The sequence below is a fragment of the Ruegeria sp. AF3 genome (assembly GCF_056536285.1).
Window position 1 is genome coordinate 3,138,991 of sequence record NZ_JBQFJM010000001.1, and the last position, 20,318, is coordinate 3,159,308.

At 57.0% G+C, this 20,318-nt stretch carries 17 protein-coding genes and 2 tRNA genes; 7 read left to right on the forward strand and 12 right to left on the reverse strand.

The window, feature by feature from the left end:
* Together ACR3FC_RS15690 and ACR3FC_RS15695 are read right to left on the reverse strand one after the other, a co-directional pair.
* On the reverse strand, window positions 1-1,050 hold the full coding sequence (locus tag ACR3FC_RS15690) for an ABC transporter ATP-binding protein (RefSeq protein WP_480476376.1): 1,050 nt from the start codon (window positions 1,048-1,050) through the stop codon (window positions 1-3).
* Between the two features lie 62 nt (window positions 1,051-1,112).
* Window positions 1,113-2,852: an ABC transporter substrate-binding protein gene (locus ACR3FC_RS15695; protein WP_480476378.1), complete on the reverse strand. Its 1,740-nt coding sequence runs from the start codon at window positions 2,850-2,852 to the stop codon at window positions 1,113-1,115.
* Between the two features lie 474 nt (window positions 2,853-3,326).
* On the opposite strand from ACR3FC_RS15695, the gene ACR3FC_RS15700 reads away from it, so the two are divergent.
* Window positions 3,327-4,109: a DeoR/GlpR family DNA-binding transcription regulator gene (locus tag ACR3FC_RS15700; RefSeq protein WP_480476380.1), complete on the forward strand. Its 783-nt coding sequence runs from the start codon at window positions 3,327-3,329 to the stop codon at window positions 4,107-4,109.
* Window positions 4,110-4,174: 65 nt separating this feature from the next.
* Here the strand turns inward: ACR3FC_RS15700 and ACR3FC_RS15705 are convergent.
* The 6 genes from ACR3FC_RS15705 to ACR3FC_RS15730 all read right to left on the reverse strand — a co-directional run bounded on the left by ACR3FC_RS15705 (window position 4,175) and on the right by ACR3FC_RS15730 (window position 9,052).
* Window positions 4,175-4,249: transfer RNA gene (locus tag ACR3FC_RS15705), tRNA-Glu, on the reverse strand.
* Window positions 4,250-4,275: 26 nt separating this feature from the next.
* Window positions 4,276-4,350, reverse strand: a tRNA-Glu gene (locus ACR3FC_RS15710).
* Between the two features lie 98 nt (window positions 4,351-4,448).
* Entirely contained in the window at window positions 4,449-6,191 is a 1,743-nt protein-coding gene (gene recJ, locus ACR3FC_RS15715) for a single-stranded-DNA-specific exonuclease RecJ (RefSeq protein WP_480476382.1), read from the reverse strand.
* Window positions 6,192-6,284: 93 nt separating this feature from the next.
* On the reverse strand, window positions 6,285-7,268 hold the full coding sequence (glpX, locus tag ACR3FC_RS15720) for a class II fructose-bisphosphatase (RefSeq protein ID WP_480476384.1): 984 nt from the start codon (window positions 7,266-7,268) through the stop codon (window positions 6,285-6,287).
* 69 nt (window positions 7,269-7,337) lie between these two features.
* Window positions 7,338-8,624: a homoserine dehydrogenase gene (locus ACR3FC_RS15725; RefSeq protein WP_480476386.1), complete on the reverse strand. Its 1,287-nt coding sequence runs from the start codon at window positions 8,622-8,624 to the stop codon at window positions 7,338-7,340.
* Window positions 8,625-8,749: 125 nt separating this feature from the next.
* Window positions 8,750-9,052: a hypothetical protein gene (locus tag ACR3FC_RS15730; protein WP_480476388.1), complete on the reverse strand. Its 303-nt coding sequence runs from the start codon at window positions 9,050-9,052 to the stop codon at window positions 8,750-8,752.
* A gap of 48 nt (window positions 9,053-9,100) precedes the next feature.
* Between ACR3FC_RS15730 and ACR3FC_RS15735 the strand changes: the two genes are divergently transcribed.
* A complete protein-coding gene (locus ACR3FC_RS15735; RefSeq protein WP_480476390.1) occupies window positions 9,101-9,688 on the forward strand; it encodes a TetR/AcrR family transcriptional regulator in 588 nt (195 codons plus the stop codon).
* A 21-nt stretch (window positions 9,689-9,709) separates the two neighbouring features.
* Here the strand turns inward: ACR3FC_RS15735 and ACR3FC_RS15740 are convergent, their stop codons facing one another.
* Complete coding sequence (locus tag ACR3FC_RS15740; protein WP_480476392.1) at window positions 9,710-10,621, reverse strand: pirin family protein; 912 nt, start codon at window positions 10,619-10,621, stop codon at window positions 9,710-9,712.
* A 157-nt stretch (window positions 10,622-10,778) separates the two neighbouring features.
* On the opposite strand from ACR3FC_RS15740, the gene ACR3FC_RS15745 reads away from it, so the two are divergent.
* Window positions 10,779-11,258 (forward strand): hypothetical protein, encoded by a 480-nt coding sequence (locus tag ACR3FC_RS15745; protein ID WP_480476394.1) that lies wholly within the window; start codon window positions 10,779-10,781, stop codon window positions 11,256-11,258.
* Here ACR3FC_RS15745 and ACR3FC_RS15750 read toward each other — a convergent pair.
* From ACR3FC_RS15750 to ACR3FC_RS15760, 3 genes are read right to left on the reverse strand one after another with little or no spacing between them, the layout of a single operon-like run.
* A complete protein-coding gene (locus ACR3FC_RS15750) occupies window positions 11,220-11,816 on the reverse strand; it encodes a TadE/TadG family type IV pilus assembly protein (protein WP_480476396.1) in 597 nt (198 codons plus the stop codon). The two genes, ACR3FC_RS15745 and ACR3FC_RS15750, sit on opposite strands and share 39 nt — an antisense overlap.
* Before the next feature lie 4 nt (window positions 11,817-11,820).
* A complete protein-coding gene (locus tag ACR3FC_RS15755; protein WP_480476398.1) occupies window positions 11,821-12,357 on the reverse strand; it encodes a TadE/TadG family type IV pilus assembly protein in 537 nt (178 codons plus the stop codon).
* Window positions 12,354-13,991 carry a pilus assembly protein TadG-related protein gene (locus tag ACR3FC_RS15760; protein ID WP_480476400.1) on the reverse strand — a complete coding sequence of 546 codons (1,638 nt, stop codon included), beginning with the start codon at window positions 13,989-13,991 and terminating at the stop codon, window positions 12,354-12,356. Before ACR3FC_RS15760 ends, ACR3FC_RS15755 begins: the two co-directional genes overlap by 4 nt.
* A 335-nt stretch (window positions 13,992-14,326) precedes the next feature.
* On the opposite strand from ACR3FC_RS15760, the gene ACR3FC_RS15765 reads away from it, so the two are divergent.
* From ACR3FC_RS15765 to rpoD, 4 genes are all read left to right on the forward strand, one after another.
* Entirely contained in the window at window positions 14,327-15,757 is a 1,431-nt protein-coding gene (locus tag ACR3FC_RS15765; protein WP_480476402.1) for a Glu/Leu/Phe/Val family dehydrogenase, read from the forward strand.
* Window positions 15,758-15,876: 119 nt separating this feature from the next.
* A complete protein-coding gene (locus ACR3FC_RS15770) occupies window positions 15,877-16,173 on the forward strand; it encodes a hypothetical protein (protein ID WP_480476404.1) in 297 nt (98 codons plus the stop codon).
* 80 nt (window positions 16,174-16,253) lie between these two features.
* A complete protein-coding gene (dnaG, locus tag ACR3FC_RS15775) occupies window positions 16,254-18,206 on the forward strand; it encodes a DNA primase (RefSeq protein WP_480476406.1) in 1,953 nt (650 codons plus the stop codon).
* A 114-nt stretch (window positions 18,207-18,320) separates the two neighbouring features.
* Window positions 18,321-20,303, forward strand: coding sequence for an RNA polymerase sigma factor RpoD (gene rpoD, locus ACR3FC_RS15780; protein WP_480476408.1), 1,983 nt, complete (start codon window positions 18,321-18,323; stop codon window positions 20,301-20,303).
* The last annotated feature ends 15 nt before the right edge of the window (window positions 20,304-20,318 follow it).

The window sequence follows — 20,318 nt, forward strand, 5'->3', positions numbered from 1 at the left end:
TCAGGCCACCCTTTTGCCGTCTTGGCTGAAGTACCGGCAATGCGCCGGGTTCATATAGAAACTGTGATCTTCGCCGACCTGATAGGGATGCACACCAGCGGCGAGTGAAACCCAGGCTTCGTCCCCATGCTGGAAATGCGCGCTGGAATCCGAACCTGACAGTTCGGTCACGATCACACGTCCGGTCAGTTCGACATCAGCGTCAGACGTACGGAATGGCGTCACGCGATGAGGGCGCACAGCGACCATATATTCCCCATCGGCCATGTCCGAGACAGCCCAGCCGACATTGCCTGCCAATTGCGCCCGGGCGCTGGCAACGGTGATACGAGCCACATTGATAGGCGGGTCCGAGAATACACGTGCCGCGGCAATGTTTTCCGGATTACGGTAGATGTCGGTGGTTGGGCCGAATTGGGTCACGCGGCCGTCTTCCATCAGCGCGGTGTAGCCCCCCAGCAGCAATGCCTCTTCAGGCTCCGAGGTGGCGTAGACAACGACGGCCCCGCGACCAGCGAACAGGTCGGGCAGTTGTTCGCGCAACTCTTCGCGCAGTTTATAATCAAGATTCGCCAGCGGCTCATCAAGGAAGACGGCGCGGCTTTCTTTTGCAATGGCACGCGCCAGCGCGGTTCGCTGTTGTTGCCCGCCCGACAGCTCGTGTGGGCGGCGGTGGAGCATGGGGCGCAATTGCAGCAGATCGGCGGCCTCTTCCACGCGGCCATCGATCTCGGACTTGGCCATGCCAGCCACGCGCAGAGGCGAGGCGATATTGTCGAATACGGTCATATGCGGGTAGTTCACGAAGAACTGGTGCACCAGGCTGATCTGCCGCTTTTGCGTGTTCAACCGTGTCACGTCCTGCCCGTCCATCAGGACCTTGCCCGAGGCGATCGGGTCCAACCCGGCCATCATCTTGATCAGTGACGTTTTTCCGGAACCTGTCGCGCCCAATAGCACGTTGAAATGGCCGGTTTGCAGCGTCAGGTTGGTTGGCTTGATATGGATGACGTTGCCGACCCGTTTGGTCGCGTCTTGAAGTTCGATCATCTGGGAAACTCGCGGGGCATTCAGGGGTAGGCCGGGCTTAAGCCCGGCCTACGATGTTGCTTTTACTGGGACTGCCAGCGCTTAACCAGTTCGTCATAGTTGACGGTCTGGCCCTGCGGCTTTTCGTTTTCCAGCTTGGCCTTGGGCGAACCCGCTTTTTCCAGCCAGAATGCGTCGTCCTGCGGTTCATTCAAACGCGGGCCACAGCCACCGTAGACACCGGCGCTTTCATCCGCGGCCTGCATACGGGCCATGGTGATGTCCATCTCTTCGGCCAGACGGTCCATCGCCTCTTGCGGGGTGAAGGCGCCCGAGTTCACGTCACCGATCTGCTGCCACCAGATCTGGGCCAGCTTTGGATAGTCCGGTACGTTGATGCCGGTCGGCGACCATGCCACGCGGTCAGGCGAGCGATAGAATTCGACCAGACCACCCAGCTTGGATGCACGTTCCGTGAACGACTCGTGGTTGACCGAGCTGTCGCGGATGAAGGTCAGACCCACATGGGACTTCTTCACATCAACAGTCTTGGACGTAACGAACTGGGCATAAAGCCAGGCTGCCTGCGCACGATCCGAGGGGGTTGATTTCAGGAACGTCCAGGAACCCACGTCCTGATAGCCAACCTTCTGACCTTCTTCCCAGTAGGGGCCGTGCGGGCTGGGCGCCATCCGCCACAGCGGCGTGCCTTCGTCATCCACGGTGTTGTTGCCTTCGGATTTCGGCTTCACCATGTCGGCGGTAAAGGCGGTGTACCAGAAAATCTGCTGGGCCACGTTGCCCTGGCTCAGTGCCGGCAGCGACTGATAGAAGTCGTAAGATGCCGCACCCGGAGGCGCGTAGGCCCGCAGCCATTCGTCCCATTTGCGGATCGCATAGACCGCAGCCGGACCGTTTGCAGCACCACCGCGCGACACCGAGGCGCCGACCGGGTTACAGGTGCCCGCTTCCATGCGGATGCCCCATTCGTCAACCGGAATACCGTTCGGCTCGCCCTTGTCACCAGCACCGGCCATCGAAAGCCAGGCGTCGGTCATGCGCCAGCCAAGGTCGGGCGCGCGCTTGCCGTAATCCATGTGGCCGTAGATCGCCACGCCGTCGACTTCTTTCACGTCATTGGTGAAGAACTCGGCGATGTCTTCATAGGCCGACCAGTTGACCGGAACGCCCAGATCATAGCCGTATTTCTCTTTGAACGCGGCCTTGTTGGCCTCGTCATCGAACCAGTCCTTGCGGAACCAGTAAAGGTTCGCAAACTGCTGGTCGGGCAGCTGATACAGCTTGCCGTCCGGCCCGGTGGTGAACTGAATGCCCATGAAGTCATCCAGATCGATTGTCGGCGAGGTTGTCGCCGCCCAGTCGCCGCCCATCATGTCGGTCAGCGGATAGGCCAGTTGCAGACGCGAGTGGGTACCAATCAGGTCACTGTCGTTGACATAGCCGTCATACAGGTTCCGACCTGTCTGCATCTGGGTCTGAACAGCCTGGACCACTTCGCCTTCGCCAAGGATCTGGTGATTGACCTTGATGCCGGTGATTTCTTCAAACGCCTTGGTCAGAACCTCCGACTCGTAGGAATGCGTCGGAATACCTTCGGACAGGACGTTGATTTCCATGCCAGCGTAGGGCTGTGCAGCTTGGATAAACCATTGCATCTCGGCCATCTGTTCGTCTTTCGACAAGGTCGATGGCTGGAATTCGTCGTCGATCCAACGTTGTGCTGCGGCTTCGTCGGCCCAAGCGGACCCGTGCCCCGCAATGACGGCAGCCGCCGCCACTGCGGAAAGTAGATGTCTCCGCATCTGTCTCCTCCCAAAAATTATGGTTCTCCGGCGGGAACCGGATGCAGAACAGCATCAGCGATTTTTTGCGTATGTGTCAAACTAAATTTTTAGTAATTGACGTTCAGGTATTCTGGAGCCGCGTGAAATGAATTTGTATCCAACGCTGTAAACGGTTGTAACTACCTAATTCTGTTATCGAAATTTCAAAATTTCTCCGCGAGGGAAATAGGGAACTCCACTGAGATCCATTGCAAGCAAGAGATGACAGAGGGTGCGTTGAATTGCATTCGCGTTGCGAGAGGCATGGACACTGATCCGGCACTCGTGAGAAGTCAGGCAAACCAGCTTCCCGGATCACTACTGCTGAAACTCAGTGCTCACATGGCACCAATCCGTTCCGACAAAAGGCCAGTTGTGGCAATGCGGATGTAGCACTGCCTTGCCGTTCACGGTATTCCGTGTCCATATAAAGAAAATCTCCGGAGCCGGTTCGTGAAGAAGAATACCCTCAACACCCATCGTGAGCTGGAATTGCTTGATGCCCTCAGACGTTTGGGTGGAACGGCCCGGAATTCGGATTTGGCGAATATGCTCGGCGTATCCGAAGAGACGGTGCGCCGAACGATCAAAGCCTTGTCAAAGGCGGGTACGGTCGAACGCGTTCATGGCGGAGCTTACCTTGCCGGAGTGCAGGGTGCCCCCAACTTCTTTCACCGGATATCACAAGACGCGGATGAAAAGCGTTTGATTGCCGGGCATACCGCGAAACTGGTTCGCGATCAGATGACCGTTTTCCTGGATGTGGGATCGACAACCGCTTTCGTCGCTGAAGAGCTGCGCCAGGTCAGCAACCTCACGGTTGTCAGCAACTCCATCGGTGTCGTTCAGACCTTGGCCGGGGTCAACGGAAACCGGGTGCACCTTTTGGGGGGTGAGTTGCAGATCGATGAAAGGGGGACGTTTGGTCACGTCACCCACAAGCAGCTGCAACGCTATGCCTTTGACATCGTGATCCTGAGCACGGACGCGATTTCCGACAGCAAAGGGTTTCTCTACCACAGCGCGGTCGAAGCGGATCTTGCATCGGTGGTGGTCAGGTGTGCGGACCAGGTTGTCATGGCTGCAGCGCATTCCAAGTTTGGTGAAAGGGCACCTTATGTGGGGCCGGACCCTCGGCTGGTGCATTCGCTGGTCACGGATGCTGTGCCAAAGGGTGGGGTGGCCAGATTCCTTGACCGTTGGGGCATAGAAATTCAGATCGCTGATGACAGTTAGATTGCAGTTTCCAGACGCGGCCCGGATGGTCATACTGCTTTGGGATGGAAGAAGCTAAGGAAGAGTGGCAGCCCGTAGGGGAATCGAACCCCTCTTTCCAGGTTGAAAACCTGGCGTCCTAACCGATAGACGAACGGGCCACTTGGTATCAGGTCACAAGCGCAAATGGCAGCCCGTAGGGGAATCGAACCCCTCTTTCCAGGTTGAAAACCTGGCGTCCTAACCGATAGACGAACGGGCCACGCTGGCTTGTGGAGGGCCTTTTACGGTTTCGCCGTGACCCCCGCAAGCGTAAAAACGCAGGGATCGGAAAGTTTTTTAGCGCACCAAAGCTGCGTGTTAACGGGCTTCTGCCGCGTCCTCCAGCCTGAGCTGCACAGATTGGCGTCCGCCCCAGGTGTTGACCTCTAGCCGACCCGCAAAATGAAAGCGCGCACCGCCGTGATTTGACAGTTTTTCGCCCATCGGCCCGTCAAAAGCACCAAAGGCAATCGCATCCAGCCCGCCGCCCATTCCATCGGTCAGCGACAGTTTCAGATGCGATTCACCGACCCGTTTGGCAAAGCGAACCTGCAGGTCAGGCAACGCATAGCGCGGGGCCGGAGCACCGGCGCCAAACGGTCCGGCCTGTTCGATCTGCTCGATCAGATCCACGGTTGCCGCGCCGGGCATCAACGCGCCATCCAGTTTAAAATCCGCAGGACCGCCCTGGCCGGCCCCCTGTCTGGCCAGCAACTCGCTCAGGCGCTCCATTGCGGGTTCCAACTGATCGCGCATGACGGTCAAACCTGCGGCCATCTTGTGGCCGCCTCCTTTGACCAGCAACCCTTCGGCTGCCAGACGCTGGATCGAAGCCCCAAGATCGACGCCAGAAACCGAGCGGCCCGAACCCTTACCCTCATCCCCATCAAAACCGATCACGATTGCCGGTCGATTGGCTGTCTCTTTCAACCGAGACGCCACGATACCAACGACACCGGGGTGCCAGCCCTCGCCTGCCGCCCAGACCAAAGGGGCGTCCAAGCCACGCGCCTCGGCCTGCGCCAGCGCGGCGGCACGCACCGCGTTTTCAATGTCGCGGCGCTCAGTGTTCAATGCATCCAGACGTTCGGACAACGCCTGCGCCTCATGCAGAGAATCGGTACTCAGCAAGCGTGCGCCCAGATCGGCCTGACCGATCCTTCCCCCGGCATTCACACGGGGCCCAAGCAGAAACCCCAGGTGATAACTGTTGGGTGCTGTATCCATGCGCGAGATATCGGACAGCGCGACAAGGCCGGGGCGCTGCCGCTGTGCCATCACTTTCAGCCCCTGTCGCACCAGGGCGCGGTTAGCTTCTATCAGCGGCGCCACATCGGCAACGGTCGCCAGGGCCACCAGATCCAGAAGGGCCATCAGGTCCGGTCCCCTTGCGCCTGAGTCACGCAGCTGGCGACCGGCTTCGACCAGCATCAGAAACACCACGCCTGCCGCGCAAAGATAACCAAGATCGCCGCTTTCATCCTGTCGGTTTGGATTTACCACAGCGACGCAATCGGGCAGCGTCTCGCCCCCCAGATGGTGGTCCAGAACGATCACATCCGCACCCGAAGCCGCCGCAATCGGATCATGGCTGAGCGTGCCGCAATCAACGCAGATGATCAGGTCATGCCTGGCCGCAAGCTCCTGCATTGCGGGAACGTTGGGGCCATACCCTTCGTCGATCCGGTCCGGCACATAAAGCGTCGCCTGCACGCCCATCTGCCGCAGCCAGACCAGCAGCAACGCGGCAGAGCTGCCGCCATCGACATCGTAATCTGCAAACACCGCGATTTTCTGACGATTGCGGACGGCTTCCAGAAAGCGCGTGGCGGCAACTTCCATATCCTTTAAGGCCCGCGGATCAGGCAGCAACTCCTTCAGCTTTGGTTCAAGAAAGCCGGGCGCCTCCGATACCGGCACGCCGCGCCGGGCCAGAACTTGGCAAACGGCACGGGGTAGGTCGGTTTGTTGCGCCATCATCTCGGCCGCCCGCTCAATCTCGGGGCTAGGTCCAACCCAAAGCCGTCCCGTCAGTGATTGCTCGACTCCAAGAAAACTCATTGCTCGCCTCTTATGCGCCAAGGCCGGACCCTTGCGGACCCGGCCTCTTCACCTTTTCAGAAATACTCTGGCCGAAGGCAACGGCGCAAGCCGTTATGAATTGTCATGCGGCCAAGTCGGCGTGCGGTAGGACATGCGGCGTACCGACCCGGTCTTGGACCGCATCAACAGTGTCGTGGTTTCCACCCAGCCGGGCTCGCGCTTGATCCGGGGCAGCAAAGAGCCGCCAGTCACGCCGGTGGCGGCAAAGATCACATCCGCCGTCACCATCTCATCACGTGCATAAACTCGGTCCAGATCGGTGATGCCAGCCTTGGCGGCCCGGCCACGTTCGTCATCGTTCCGGAACAACAGGCGGCCAAAAATCTGCCCGCCCATACATTTCAGCGCAGCGGCGGCCAGCACACCTTCGGGCGCGCCGCCCTGGCCCATATACATGTCGATGCCGGTCACTTCGCTTTCGGCGCAGTGCATGACACCCGCCACGTCACCATCAGTGATCAGACGGATCGCGGCACCGATTTCGCGCACTTCGGCAATCATCGCTTCGTGGCGCGGGCGTTCCAGAATGCAGACGGTGATGTCGGCCGGTTTGCACCCCTTGGCCTTGGCCAGCGCTTCGACACGCTCGCGCGGCGTCATGTCCAGATTGACAACGCCTTCCGGCAGACCCGGGCCAACCGCCAGTTTGTCCATATAGACATCCGGCGCGTGCAGCATCGAGCCGCGCGGGCCCATTGCGATGACGGTCAGTGCGTTCGGCATATCCTTGGCGGTCAGCGTGGTGCCTTCCAGCGGATCCAGTGCGATATCCACGCCGGGGCCATTTCCGGTGCCAACCTCTTCGCCGATATACAGCATCGGTGCCTCGTCACGCTCGCCTTCACCGATGACCACGACACCTGCTATATCCAGCAGGTTCAGCTGTTCCCGCATCGCGTTCACTGCGGCCTGATCCGCGGCCTTCTCATCGCCCCGGCCCACAAGCGAAGCCGAAGCCAGTGCAGCCTGTTCCGCCACCCTCGCCAGCCCCAGAGACAGTAGGCGGTCATTGAAATCGGTCTTGGCAGCACTCATGTTTCTGTATCCTCTGGTCAGTATAGCCGTGTCTTCCGGCATAGCTTGCGTTTCATGCAGGCCGCAAGGTCAAACCGCTTCAATCCGCAATGCAACTGGGTCGCCTGCCACCACATCGGTTTCGCGGAAACCCTCCAACGCGACGTCTAGCGCCGTTCGGGTGGTCTTATGGGTGACGATCAGTACAGGCGCTGTGCTTTCGGCATGAGCGTATTGGCGCATCCGGTCGATTGACACCCCGGCATTGCCCAGAATGGCCGCAACCTTGGCCAATGCACCAGGTTTGTCCAGCAGGCCCAGCCGCAGATAATACGGCGCAGGTCGACCGGTGACGGCGGGAACTGCGGTTTCAAGCATGGTCGCTGGGCGGCCAAAGGTCGGGATCTGCAATCCACGCGCCAGATCGCAGACATCGCCCATCACAGCGCTGGCTGTCGGGCCTTCACCCGCGCCGGGGCCGCGCAGAACAACCTGCTCAACCGCGTCGCCTTCGATCACGACCATATTGGTGCCGCCTTCCAGCTGGCCCAGTGGCGAGTCGCTGGGTACCAGGCAAGGCTGCATACGTTGCTCCAGCCCGCGCGCGGTGCGCTGCGCCACGCCCAGCAATTTGATGCGAAAGCCCATGTCTTCGGCCTGATCGATGTCGTCCAGGCTGATCTGCTGAATACCCTCGATCTCGATCCCGTCGAAATTTGGCTTGGTCCCAAACGCGATCGAGGATAGCAGAGCCAGCTTGTGCGCAGCGTCGATACCTCCGACATCCAGATTGGGGTCGGCCTCAAGATATCCCAATTCGGCGCATTCATCGAAAAGCGCGTTGTAGCCCTGACGCTGCGATTGCATCCGGGTTAGGATGTAGTTGCACGTCCCGTTCATGACACCCATCACGCGGGTGATCTCGTTGCCCGCCAGACCTTCCGTCAGGGACTTGATCACCGGGATACCACCAGCGACAGCGGCCTCAAACCGGATCACACGACCGGCGGCCTCGGCCTTTTCAGCCAGTTCCTGCCCGTGGATGGCCAGCAACGCCTTGTTGGCCGTGACGACATCCTTGCCGCTGGCCAATGCTGCTTCGACCGAGGCTTTGGCAGGACCGTTCTCCCCACCCATCAATTCGACGTAAACGTCTATGTCGTCACGTTCTGCCAGTGCAACCGGATCAGTTTCCCAGGCATAATCCGACAGGTTCACGCCACGATCCTTGTTCGGGTCGCGCGCGGATACGGCCACGATTTCAATCGAACGGCCTGTACGGGTCTGCAACAGCTCTGCATGGCGGCGGACGATCTTGACGACACCCACGCCGACCGTTCCCAAGCCCGCAATTCCCAGCCGCAGTGCCTGTGTCATGTCATGGGTCCTTTTCCGCTCGAATTTTTCTGGTATCGGATGCTTGTCCAATCAGCGCTGCCTTAGCGGGTTCAGGCCAAGGGTGCAATCCGTCACCGGGGAAAGTGGAGTTGATTTATGACGCGTCAGTTGGTTTGCGCGTTTTGCAACGCCTGTGCCTTTTGGGTCAAGGTATTGCTGCGTTGTGTCAGTTCGTCTTCGACGGCTGCCGCCTGATGGATTGGATCCACCGGTGGCCCCAAGGTTTCCTGCAACGGAACAAGGCGCGGGTAGCGGGCGGATCTGACTGCAGCTGGTTCGCTGCCTTCCAGCTCGGGAATGTCCGCACAGGCGGTGCAAAACAGAATAAGTGGCAAAACAGGCAGCAATTTCATGTCGCAGGCTTTTCGGTTTTTGTTGCCCCATCGTGATGCACGTTTTGACGACATCGTTCAAGCGGGGTTCTATATGAACATCTGTTCATATACTGTGGATCCATGGCACGCACTCAAGGCTCACATTCCGACATAACCGGCCCGCGTATCCGCAAGGCCGCGCTGCACCTGTTTGCCCGTTACGGGTATGCCGCCGTTTCGATGCGGCAGATTGCAAAAGAGGTCGGCGTGCAGGCAGGCGCGCTTTATAATTACACGCCCGACAAGCAGAGCCTTTTGCACCGGTTGATGCGCGAACACATGCAAGACTTGTTGGCGGCGCTTGACGCATTGGACAGTTGCGACGATGCCGAAGACGCTTTGCGCCAGTTCATCGGCTTTCACATCCGCTTCCATCTGCAACGACCGGACGAAGTTTTTATCGCCTATATGGAGTTGCGGAACCTTTCGCCCGAAAACTTTGCTGAAATTGAAGACTTGCGGCGCCAGTACGAAAACGTGCTGGAAAGCATCCTTGATTCAGGGCAGCAGGCCGGACATTTCGCAATTTCGGACACGAAGATTGCAACGCTGGCCGTGATTGCCATGCTGAATGGCGTGATGACCTGGTACCGCTCGGGCGGTCGCCTGTCACTGGACGAGGTCGAGGAGATCTATTGGAACATGGTTCACAAGGCAGTGACGGCCTGACAAAGTCAAACCGTCACGCTGTTAGTGCGCGGGGCGAATGAACGTACCATTGCGCAACTCGCGAAATGCCTGTTCCAGTTCGGCCCGCGTGTTCATCACGATGGGGCCATGCCAGGCGACGGGTTCGTTGATGGGAGCCCCTGAGATCAGTAGGAACCGCACGCCTTGGGGGCCAGCCTGAACAGTGATTTCATCGCCAGTGCCAAAACGGACAAGCGTGCGATCCCCGGACATGTCGCGGATATTGACCTCTTGCCCGCCGATTTCCTTTTCCAGCAGCACGCCTGTCGGCTGCGAGGCATCGGCAAAGGCGGCCTGACCCTGAAACACATATGCAAAAGCACGGCGATACGTATCGATCCGGAAAGTTTTCTTCACACCCGCCGGGACAGAGATATCCAGATATTGCGGGTCAGCAGCTATCCCGTCTACGGGTCCAGTCTTACCCCAGAAATCACCTACGATCACCCGCACTGTCGTGCCATCGTCATCGGTGATTTCGGGGATATCCTTGCTTTGGACGTCCTGATAGCGCGGGGCGGTCATCTTCTGGTCCGAAGGCAGGTTGCCCCACAACTGGAAGCCGTGCATCTGGCCTGAGATGTTGCCGCTTGGCATTTCCTGATGCAGGATACCGGATCCGGCGGTCATCCATTGCACATCACCGGCGCCAAGCGTGCCGGTGTTGCCCAGCGAATCCGAATGTTCGACCGTGCCGGTCAGGACGTAAGTGATCGTTTCGATCCCCCGGTGCGGGTGCCAGGGAAAACCGGCCTGATAATCCTGCGGGCGTTCATTTCTGAAATCATCAAACAGCAGAAAGGGATCCAGTTCGGACGGGTCCTGAAACCCGAATGCGCGGTGAAGTTTCACACCAGCCCCTTCCATTGTGGGGATGGCTTTGCGTGTTTCCAACGTCGGTCTAAGGGACATGTTTGCCTCCGTTTCATCCGGGCAGCATGTAATCTCTGCGCCACAGCAGTCAATTTGCACAAAATAACCGGACCTGTGCGAAATTGTTTTGCAGCCAAACCCCTGTTGTTTCCGGCGCAAAATGGCTAGATCGAAGTGGATCAGACAGGAGACATCCATGCAGGACGACGTGTTGGCAACGATTCAGGCCTCATCCCCCAGACGATGGACCGGGGTAGGGATGCTGACAACGGTTGGAATGCTGGTTACCTATGTCGCGCTGGCATCGCCGCCCGAACCGGTTTGGCAGGTGTTTCTGTTTGTCGTTGGCGGTGCATCGCTTTGGCTGGCGCTTCGGGTATGGCGCGCCACAGAAGACTGTATCGAACTGACCCGGACCGAGTTGCGAACGGGATCGGGTCAGGTCATCGCGGAAGTGGCCGATATTGAAACGGTGGATCGGGGTGTATTCGCGTTCAAACCGTCAAACGGCTTTCTGGTCCGTACGCGAAACAAAGCGGCGAACCGCTGGGCTCCGGGATTGTGGTGGCGGGTGGGTCACCGGGTTGGCGTGGGCGGCATGACATCTGCCGCCGAAGCCAAGTTCATGTCCGAAATTCTATCCGCTATTTGTGCAGACGAACGGGGTCCTGGATAAGTTACACGCAACTTCGTTGGTAAAGCGGGGACGGGTGAAGATGAAGTTCTCAAAAGTGATACCTGTCGCAAAGTCCCAACCCGGTCTAAACGTGGGGATGTATTCATTCGACGTTTCGACCAGAATAACCGTATCCTGATTGGGCATTGGCGGCAGGCGATCCTTGATTTCATCGATGCTGTTGTCGTCCCATTCATTGTCAAAGCCGCGAACGGTCGACCAGCGCACATAGTGGCGTTCATCGTCCTCGTCGTAAACGATCAGCGACACACGCATTTTCACGTCTGACCGATTATTGATCATCTTGCCCGCCAAATCGTGCAGCGAGTCGATATACACATCGGTTACGGCATCCGTTTCACGCGATATCAGGTCGCTGATTGTGTAGGCTGCCTTGAGGTTTGACGCACTTTGACGAAATCCTTCAAAAGCCGTGAAGGTGAACGTGATTGTCCAAAGCATCAACGGGAAAATCATGAGGGCTTCTACGGTCAGAATGCCGTTTTCATCATTCTTGAAGGCTTTGGCACAGTTCTTCAATTTTCTGAGTGCAGACATGATCTTACAGTGGCTCCTGTACGAATGCTGTCGTCGCGGTCACCACATAGTGACCGGTTTCATCCGGGACCAGCTTTGCAATGGCTGAAGCCTCAAGAACCGGATCGATACGCAGACAGGCCCGCAGGATCATCAATTCATTGGATAAGCCATTGTCAAACTTGAACACCTGCAATGGATCGGCCTCTTCAGAAGTATCAGTGCATTCAACTTTTTCTGGAAGATTGATTCCTTCAAACGCATTCTGTTTGATCATTTGCAGCCGCAAATTACCGCTGCAATCCTTGATGCCGGAAACATCGCAAATCTGATCCCTGATCTTGTCGTGTTGCCAGTCAGTGCCGGTACCCAGTCGAATATCCCGTACGACCAGATCGACCCCACGCTCCAGTGCAGCATGTTTCATTGTGATGATCGACAGCTCGGCACCGGCCACAAGAAGCGCCAGGAAAAACGGAATGAGCATGACAAACTCAATTGTCGCATTTCCGGCCTCAGAGTGCCGAAATAGACGGAGCTTCAAGAGTTTTTTACTGATCATTGGGTTAGCCTCAGCTTGCGGATCGACGATGCGATGGATTCAAAGGCTTTCTCAAGGTTCAGGCCACTTACGTCATAGACGTGGCTGTCAGAGCTGGCACAGTCTTTGAGGGTCCTGTATCCGCTTCTGGGCGCTTCGAACGCGATACCGTAAACGATGATTCCCTGATCTTTGGCCGCATCACAAATGTGCTTGGTGCGCTGGTTCTTGGCCGACGTTTCGACTTTCGAAAAGGCTTTAGAATACCATTCTGCCCATCCGCTGGACTGCCAGTAATAGTTGTCGCGTGCATTCGAGGCCAAAGATATCCGGTTAAACAGTACAGGATATGTTAACCGAATCGCGGTTCCCGGTTCTTCGTCCGCAGCGGTCTCGGATTCCAGATTTCCGTAAGGATGATCCGCCCAAACGCCTTGCTGAGGCCAGAAATAATTCGGGCGGCCCTCAGAATGGTAGACAGTGTATTCACCGGATTCTGAGTTGTACCAGACGTCGGACATGCCTTCGCGTAACGACGGGTTAAGCATGTATTGATCGGTGTTCTGACCGTCGGTCATAACAATGGCGATTTTCAGAACATCACCGTCATAGTCCGAAGGTCGGACCGAGAATTTTGAAGGCACAATAGTTGTATACGCATAGGCCGGATCCGGTTCCAGTGACAGGTCGCGAACAATTCCGCGCATACTTGGGTCGAGCAGGGCGGTACCCCACTTCATCCCAATATCGATCGATGTGTTGCCACCGGGGGTGAGGGACGCAATCTGAGCAAGCAGTTTGTTCATGTTGTCGGTGACAGGGGTGATCGCACTCCCTGCGCGGACCGGGCAAACAGGTTCTTTGAGAGTTCCTTCAGCATAGTAAAATGGATCAAAATGGGCGGTACGTTCCAGCCTGTCATCCCGTTCCAGATCAGAATCGCTGTACTGTTCCGGAATAAAGTTTACGCAGTGCGAATAACTATGTTCCTGCGTGACATTCGTGAACTTGTCCAGGATTGACGCTCCTGCGCTTACCTGCGTTGCGTAAGGAACAATCGAGATTGAAATCTGCGTTTCGTTCGGTTTGTCTAGCATGAGCCTTACAAATTCCGATGCAGCTTCTTTGAGAACTGCGATTTTGGTCTTAGATGGCGTGGCAGATGCTTTGGACATGGAGCCGGAGATGTCGAGAACCAACGAGATTTCGACAGCGCCAATGGATTCTTCGGCCGTACTGCTTGATTTCAGGTTCAGTTTAGGAACGCCGCCATACCGCAGGTAACGCGTTGTTAGAACAGCCTCAGCAGTTGCAGACACTTTCTTGGAGCCAAAACCTTCAACAACTGTCGTAACGGCGTTCAGATTGCCCAGCCCGGCCTTGTCCATATAGGAATCGACAACCGTCTTGGCGGGAAGGTCCTGGTCGAGGTCTGCGGCTGCTAGCACAGCACGGTCCAGTGTGGATTGCAGGCTGGCACGGTCGCGCTCATACTTCATGACATCCATGGACATGCCGGTAATCGCCAGCATCAGGACCACCATAAACAATACGAAAATGGTGAAGACGCCATCTTCGTTCCGAGCGAACTGCTCTAACTTGAACGTTTTGCGCTTCGGTTTCGAGCCGTCGTTACAAAGCAAGGAATTAAGCATTCTGGTTACTCCGCTTCACACGTCGAATTCGTGCGTCAAAGAAAAAGAGATTTGGGACAAAGTTAATTTTCAAACGTGGCGTGAATTGGGCGAAAAAGGCTTGGTTTTGGCCTTTTTACGCGCCCGAGGGGTATAATTCGGACCGTTTCAGGTGATCTGTCGATGAAATGAAAACAATTCGTTAAGGAGTTGGCCGATCTGAGCGACTCACCCTGGGGCAACTAAGCATGCGTTCATAAAATGATTAAAAAAAGTGCATTGTTTGATTGCAGCATGCCGCCAGTGGTGCGACAAAACGTCGTGACGTATCGTCATGTACCGCTACGGAGGATTTTATGACCGGCATCAAAGAACCCAGCTTTCGTGAAAGTGTTGACCTGATGTTCAACAGGGCAGCCGCCCTTATGGAGCTGCCGCCGGGGTTGGAGCAAAAGATCCGTGTCTGCAACGCAACCTACACAGTTCGATTTGGCGTTCGGTTGCGTGGTGAAATTCATACCTTCACCGGCTACAGATCTGTCCACTCGGAACATATGGAGCCGGTCAAGGGCGGTATTCGATATGCCACCGCAGTGAATCAGGACGAAGTCGAAGCCCTGGCTGCGCTGATGACGTATAAGTGCGCGCTTGTCGAAACGCCGTTTGGTGGCTCCAAGGGGGGGCTTTGCATTGATCCACGAGAATATGAAGAGCATGAGCTGGAACAGATCACGCGGCGATTTGCGTATGAGCTTGCAAAGCGAGACCTGATAAACCCTTCGCAAAACGTGCCCGCGCCCGATATGGGCACCGGTGAACGTGAGATGGCCTGGATCGCCGACCAATACGCGCGGATGAACACAACGGATATCAACGCGCGCGCCTGTGTCACCGGCAAGCCCTTGAATGCGGGCGGCATTGCCGGGCGGGTCGAGGCGACCGGACGTGGCATCCAATATGCGCTGCGCGAGTTTTTCCGCCACCCTGAAGACATTCAAAAAGCAGGTTTGTCGGGCAAACTGGATGGTAAGCGCATTATCGTGCAGGGGCTTGGCAATGTAGGTTATCACGCAGCCAAGTTCCTGAGCGAGGAAGATGGCGCGCGCATCACCGGAATCATCGAATGGGACGGTGCACTATTTAATCCCGACGGCATTGACGTCGAAGCCGTGCGGCAGTGGATTGTCAAACACGGCGGCGTAAAAGACTATCCCGATGCGACCCATTCCGCTGAAAGTGCAGCAGTGATGGAGGCCGAATGCGACATTCTGATCCCGGCGGCTTTGGAGGGTGTTATTAACCTGTCGAACGCCGATCGGATCAAGGCGCCGCTGATTATCGAAGCTGCCAATGGTCCGGTTACCGCTGGCGCGGATGAAGTCCTGCGCAAGAAAGGCACAGTGATCATCCCCGACATGTATGCAAATGCGGGCGGTGTGACGGTGTCTTATTTTGAATGGGTCAAGAACCTTAGCCATATCCGCTTTGGCCGGATGCAGCGTCGACAGGAAGAATCGCGTCATGAACTGATCGTCAGCGAGCTGGAAAGGCTGGACCGGTACCTGGGCGATGCATGGTCGATGTCGCCGGACTTTAAGGCCAAGTACCTCAAAGGCGCGGATGAGCTTGAGTTGGTGCGCTCGGGTCTCGATGACACGATGCGCATTGCTTATCAGTCGATGCGTGAGGTTTGGCACAGCCGTGATGATGTCGAGGACCTGCGTACGGCGGCTTATATCGTGGCGATTGACCGCGTCGCAAAAAGCTACCGCGCCAAAGGTCTCTGAATCAGACAGGCGGGGTGATCAATTCGCCCCGCCTGCATCGGCTGCGGCTTGAATGTCCATGACAGCCCGTTAGGTTGACGGGCAATCTACGTCAAAGAAACGAATCTCCGGAGAATTCCATGTTGCGTATCGCTTTTGTTGCGGCTCTGTTGGCCACCCCTTTGACCGCTCAGGAAACCAAGGAGCAAAGCTGCAAGTATCAAGCAGATGTGGTGGCTGCGATTCAAAAGGCGCGACTGGACCGTGTAAACGAACGTGACGTTGTACAAGCGGTGGCGGATAGCGGCCCGACATGGCCCGAAAACTACAATGCTGCAATCCCGCTGATCACACCTTGGGTTTATGAGCAAAAGATGCGGGATGTGCGCAAGAAAGACCTGGGCGCGGCGTGGCTTGAACTGTGCCTGCAACAATAATCCACAACCCGGCAATTTCCCTGTGGACAACCGCGCGCCATCCCCTTGGCGCGCGTTCCTGTTTCTGTCAGGTTTGACTCATGTCATTGCCCCCCGGATTTCTGGACGAATTGCGCACGCGGCTCAGCCTGTCTCAGGTTGTCGGGCGCAAAGTCATGTGGGACCAACGCAAGTCCAATCCGGGCAAAGGGGATATGTGGGCGCCTTGCCCGTTCCATCATGAAAAGACGGCCTCGTTCCACGTGGATGACCAAAAGGGGTTTTACTACTGCTTTGGCTGTCACGCCAAAGGCGACGCGATTAGTTTTGTGAAAGAGACCGAGAATGTCTCGTTCATCGAAGCTGTCGAGATTCTGGCCCGCGAAGCCGGGATGCCGATGCCTGCGCGCGATCCGAAGGCGCAGGAAAAACAGGACCACCGAACACAGCTGGCTGATGTGATGGAGCAGGCAGCGCAGTTCTTCCGCCTGCAACTCAAGACCGGGGCAGGAGCCGCCGCACGAGACTACCTCGCGCGCCGCGGGTTGAACGCGCAAGCACTGGACCGGTGGGAGATTGGATTTGCCCCGGACGATTGGCAGGCGCTTTGGGACCATCTGCGCGGCAAGAACGTGGCCGAGGACCTGATCCTTGGGGCCGGGCTGGCCAAGCCCTCGAACAAGGGCAAAAAGCCTTATGATACCTTCCGCAACCGCATCATGTACCCGATCCGCGACCCGCGCGGGCGTTGTATCGCGTTTGGCGGGCGGGCGATGGACCCCAATGACAACGCGAAATACCTGAACTCGCCCGAGACCGAGCTGTTCGACAAAGGACGCAGTCTTTACAATCAAGGCCCGGCCCGACAGGCGGCAGGGAAGGGGCAGCCGCTGATCGTGGCCGAAGGCTATATGGATGTGATCGCGCTGGCCGAAGCAGGCTTTGGCGCGTCGGTTGCCCCATTGGGTACCGCCATCACTGAACATCAGCTGCAACTGCTCTGGCGGATATCGGACGAGCCGATCATTGCGCTGGACGGCGACACGGCAGGTCTGCGCGCTGCGATGCGGGCGGTTGATCTGGCCTTGCCGCTGCTCGAAGCTGGAAAGTCGCTGCGGTTTGCCCTGATGCCCGAGGGCAAAGACCCCGACGACCTGCTGCGCGCCGAAGGGGCAGGTGCCGTGAAGGCCGTACTGGATGGTGCCATTCCGATGGTCAAGCTGCTGTGGCAGCGCGAGACCGACGGCAGGGTGTTCGACAGCCCCGAACGCAGATCTGCGTTGGACAAAGCACTTTGGGAAAAAATCAAGTTAATCCGGGATAAGTCGATACGAAATCACTATCGACAAGAAATTAGGGATCTACTTTTCCATTTCTATCGCTCTCAGAAACAAATCCCTGCGCGAATCTGGAAGTCCAAAAGGGAGCGGGACCTTAAGTCCGCTGGACCTACACAAGGCACTCTTACTTCCTTCTTAGTCACTCAGAAGAACAGCGCGGATATTCGTTGGAAGGAAAGTGTAATTCTCGCAATCGCAATATTGACACCCGCCTTGGTTGTCCAGTTCGAACATCAGATTGATGAAATGTCGTGCCTAGATCCCGAACTGAATGCGATGCGGGATGTTTTGCTCAGACACGCAATCGACGACCCGGAAAATATCAAAGACCATATTGTTGCAGCTTTAGGACCTGAACCCCTTGAAAACCTGCTGGCGCTTAGCCATGTCGCCATAATACCCTGTGTGCGAAACCCAGGCGACGTAGAAAAGGCCGAGATGACACTGGCCGAAGAACTCGCGAAAATCAAAGCGCTCCAGGGGTTGGATGCTGAGATTGCCGAAGCCGCAGAGGAATTGTCCGATCTGGCCGATGAGGCGCTGACATATCGGCTGGCGCAAGCGGCGGAAGAACGCAATCGGACAAGCCGAAGCCAGAATGAGGACAAGGCCATATTCGACATCGCCGACAACGGCGCGCGAATCAACCGCGACGAGAAAGACGCGTTCGAGGCGATTATGTCCGGCATCAAATTCGAGCGGAAACGCCGGTAAAATGGTGTTTTCGTAAGGCACTGGAAAAGAAAAACAGGTAAACGGGTGGCCGAATCACTTCTACGCGCTAATGATTCGGATCAAACGAATCACCCATCCCTGCAGGAGCATTGAATGGCCGCCAAAGATACGACCGAAGATAGCAAATCCGACGAGCAGGAACAGGAAATCTCGCTGGACATGAGCCAGGCCAACGTCAAGAAGATGATCGCCGAGGCCCGCGAGAAAGGTTACATCACCTACGATCAGCTCAATCAGGTTTTGCCGCCTGATCAGGTCAGCTCGGAACAGATCGAAGACGTTATGTCGATGCTGTCCGAGATGGGCATCAACATCATCGAAGATGAAGAGGCCGAAGAGGAAGAGAACAAAGGCTCGACCGATCTGACAACCACAGAAAGCAACCGCGAGGTTGCGTTGGCAGGGGCCGCCACCGAAAAGCTGGACCGCACCGACGACCCTGTTCGCATGTATCTGCGCGAGATGGGTTCGGTTGAACTGCTGAGCCGTGAGGGCGAGATTGCCATCGCCAAGCGGATCGAAGCAGGGCGCAACACCATGATCGCTGGTCTGTGCGAAAGCCCGCTGACCTTCCAGGCGATCACCATCTGGCACGACGAATTGCTGTCCGAGGACATTCTGCTGAGGGATGTCATCGATCTGGAAACCACGTTCGGCAACCAGTTGGACGAAGACGGCGACGCGCCAGTCGTTGATGCGTCTGCCGTGCAGGCTGCAAAACCTGCAAGAGAGGCCGGGCCGGAACTGGATGCGGATGGCAACCCGATCACCAGCGACGACGATGATGACGAAGACGATCAGGTCAATATGTCGCTGGCCGCGATGGAAGCGGCATTGAAGGATCAGGTTCTGACCACTCTGGAACGGATCTCTACCGATTTCGCGATGCTGTCTGAAATGCAGGACAGCCGTATTTCGGCCACCCTGAACGAGGATGGCACGTTCAGCGAAGAGGACGAAGCGACTTATCAGAAGTTGCGGGCCGAGATTGTGCAACTGGTGAATGGTCTTCACCTGCACAACAACCGGATCGAAGCTTTGATCGATCAGCTTTACGGTATCAACCGTCGCGTTATGGCGCTGGACAGCTCGATGGTGAAGCTGGCCGATCAGGCGCGGATCAACCGTCGCGAGTTCATCGACGAATACCGCGGCCGCGAACTTGACCCGAACTGGCTGGCCGAGATGGCGGAAAAGCCGGGTCGGGGTTGGCAGATGTTCATCGAACGCTCGACCGCGAAGGTCGAAGAGCTGCGCAACGACATGGCTCAGGTCGGCCAGTATGTGGGTCTGGACATCAGCGAATTCCGCCGCATCGTTCAGCAGGTCCAGAAGGGCGAAAAAGAGGCGCGGCAGGCCAAGAAGGAAATGGTCGAAGCCAATCTGCGTCTGGTGATCTCGATCGCCAAGAAGTACACGAACCGCGGCCTGCAATTCCTTGATCTTATTCAGGAAGGTAATATCGGCCTGATGAAGGCGGTAGACAAGTTCGAATACCGCCGCGGCTATAAGTTCTCGACCTATGCAACGTGGTGGATTCGTCAGGCGATCACGCGTTCAATCGCGGATCAGGCGCGCACGATCCGCATTCCGGTTCACATGATCGAAACGATCAACAAGCTGGTCCGGACCGGCCGCCAGATGCTGCACGAGATCGGCCGCGAACCGACACCCGAGGAACTGGCCGAAAAGCTGCAAATGCCGCTTGAGAAGGTTCGCAAGGTGATGAAAATCGCCAAAGAGCCGATTTCGCTGGAAACGCCGATTGGTGACGAAGAAGACAGCCAGCTGGGTGATTTCATCGAGGACAAGAATGCCGTGCTGCCTCTGGACAGCGCCATTCAGGAAAACCTCAAGGAAACCACCACACGGGTTTTGGCCTCGCTCACCCCGCGCGAAGAACGTGTGCTGCGGATGCGTTTCGGCATCGGTATGAACACCGACCACACGCTGGAAGAGGTGGGTCAGCAGTTCAGCGTGACCCGCGAACGTATCCGCCAGATCGAAGCGAAGGCGCTGCGGAAGCTGAAGCATCCCAGCCGATCCCGAAAACTTCGGTCCTTCCTGGATCAATAATTTCCAAGGCGCCTC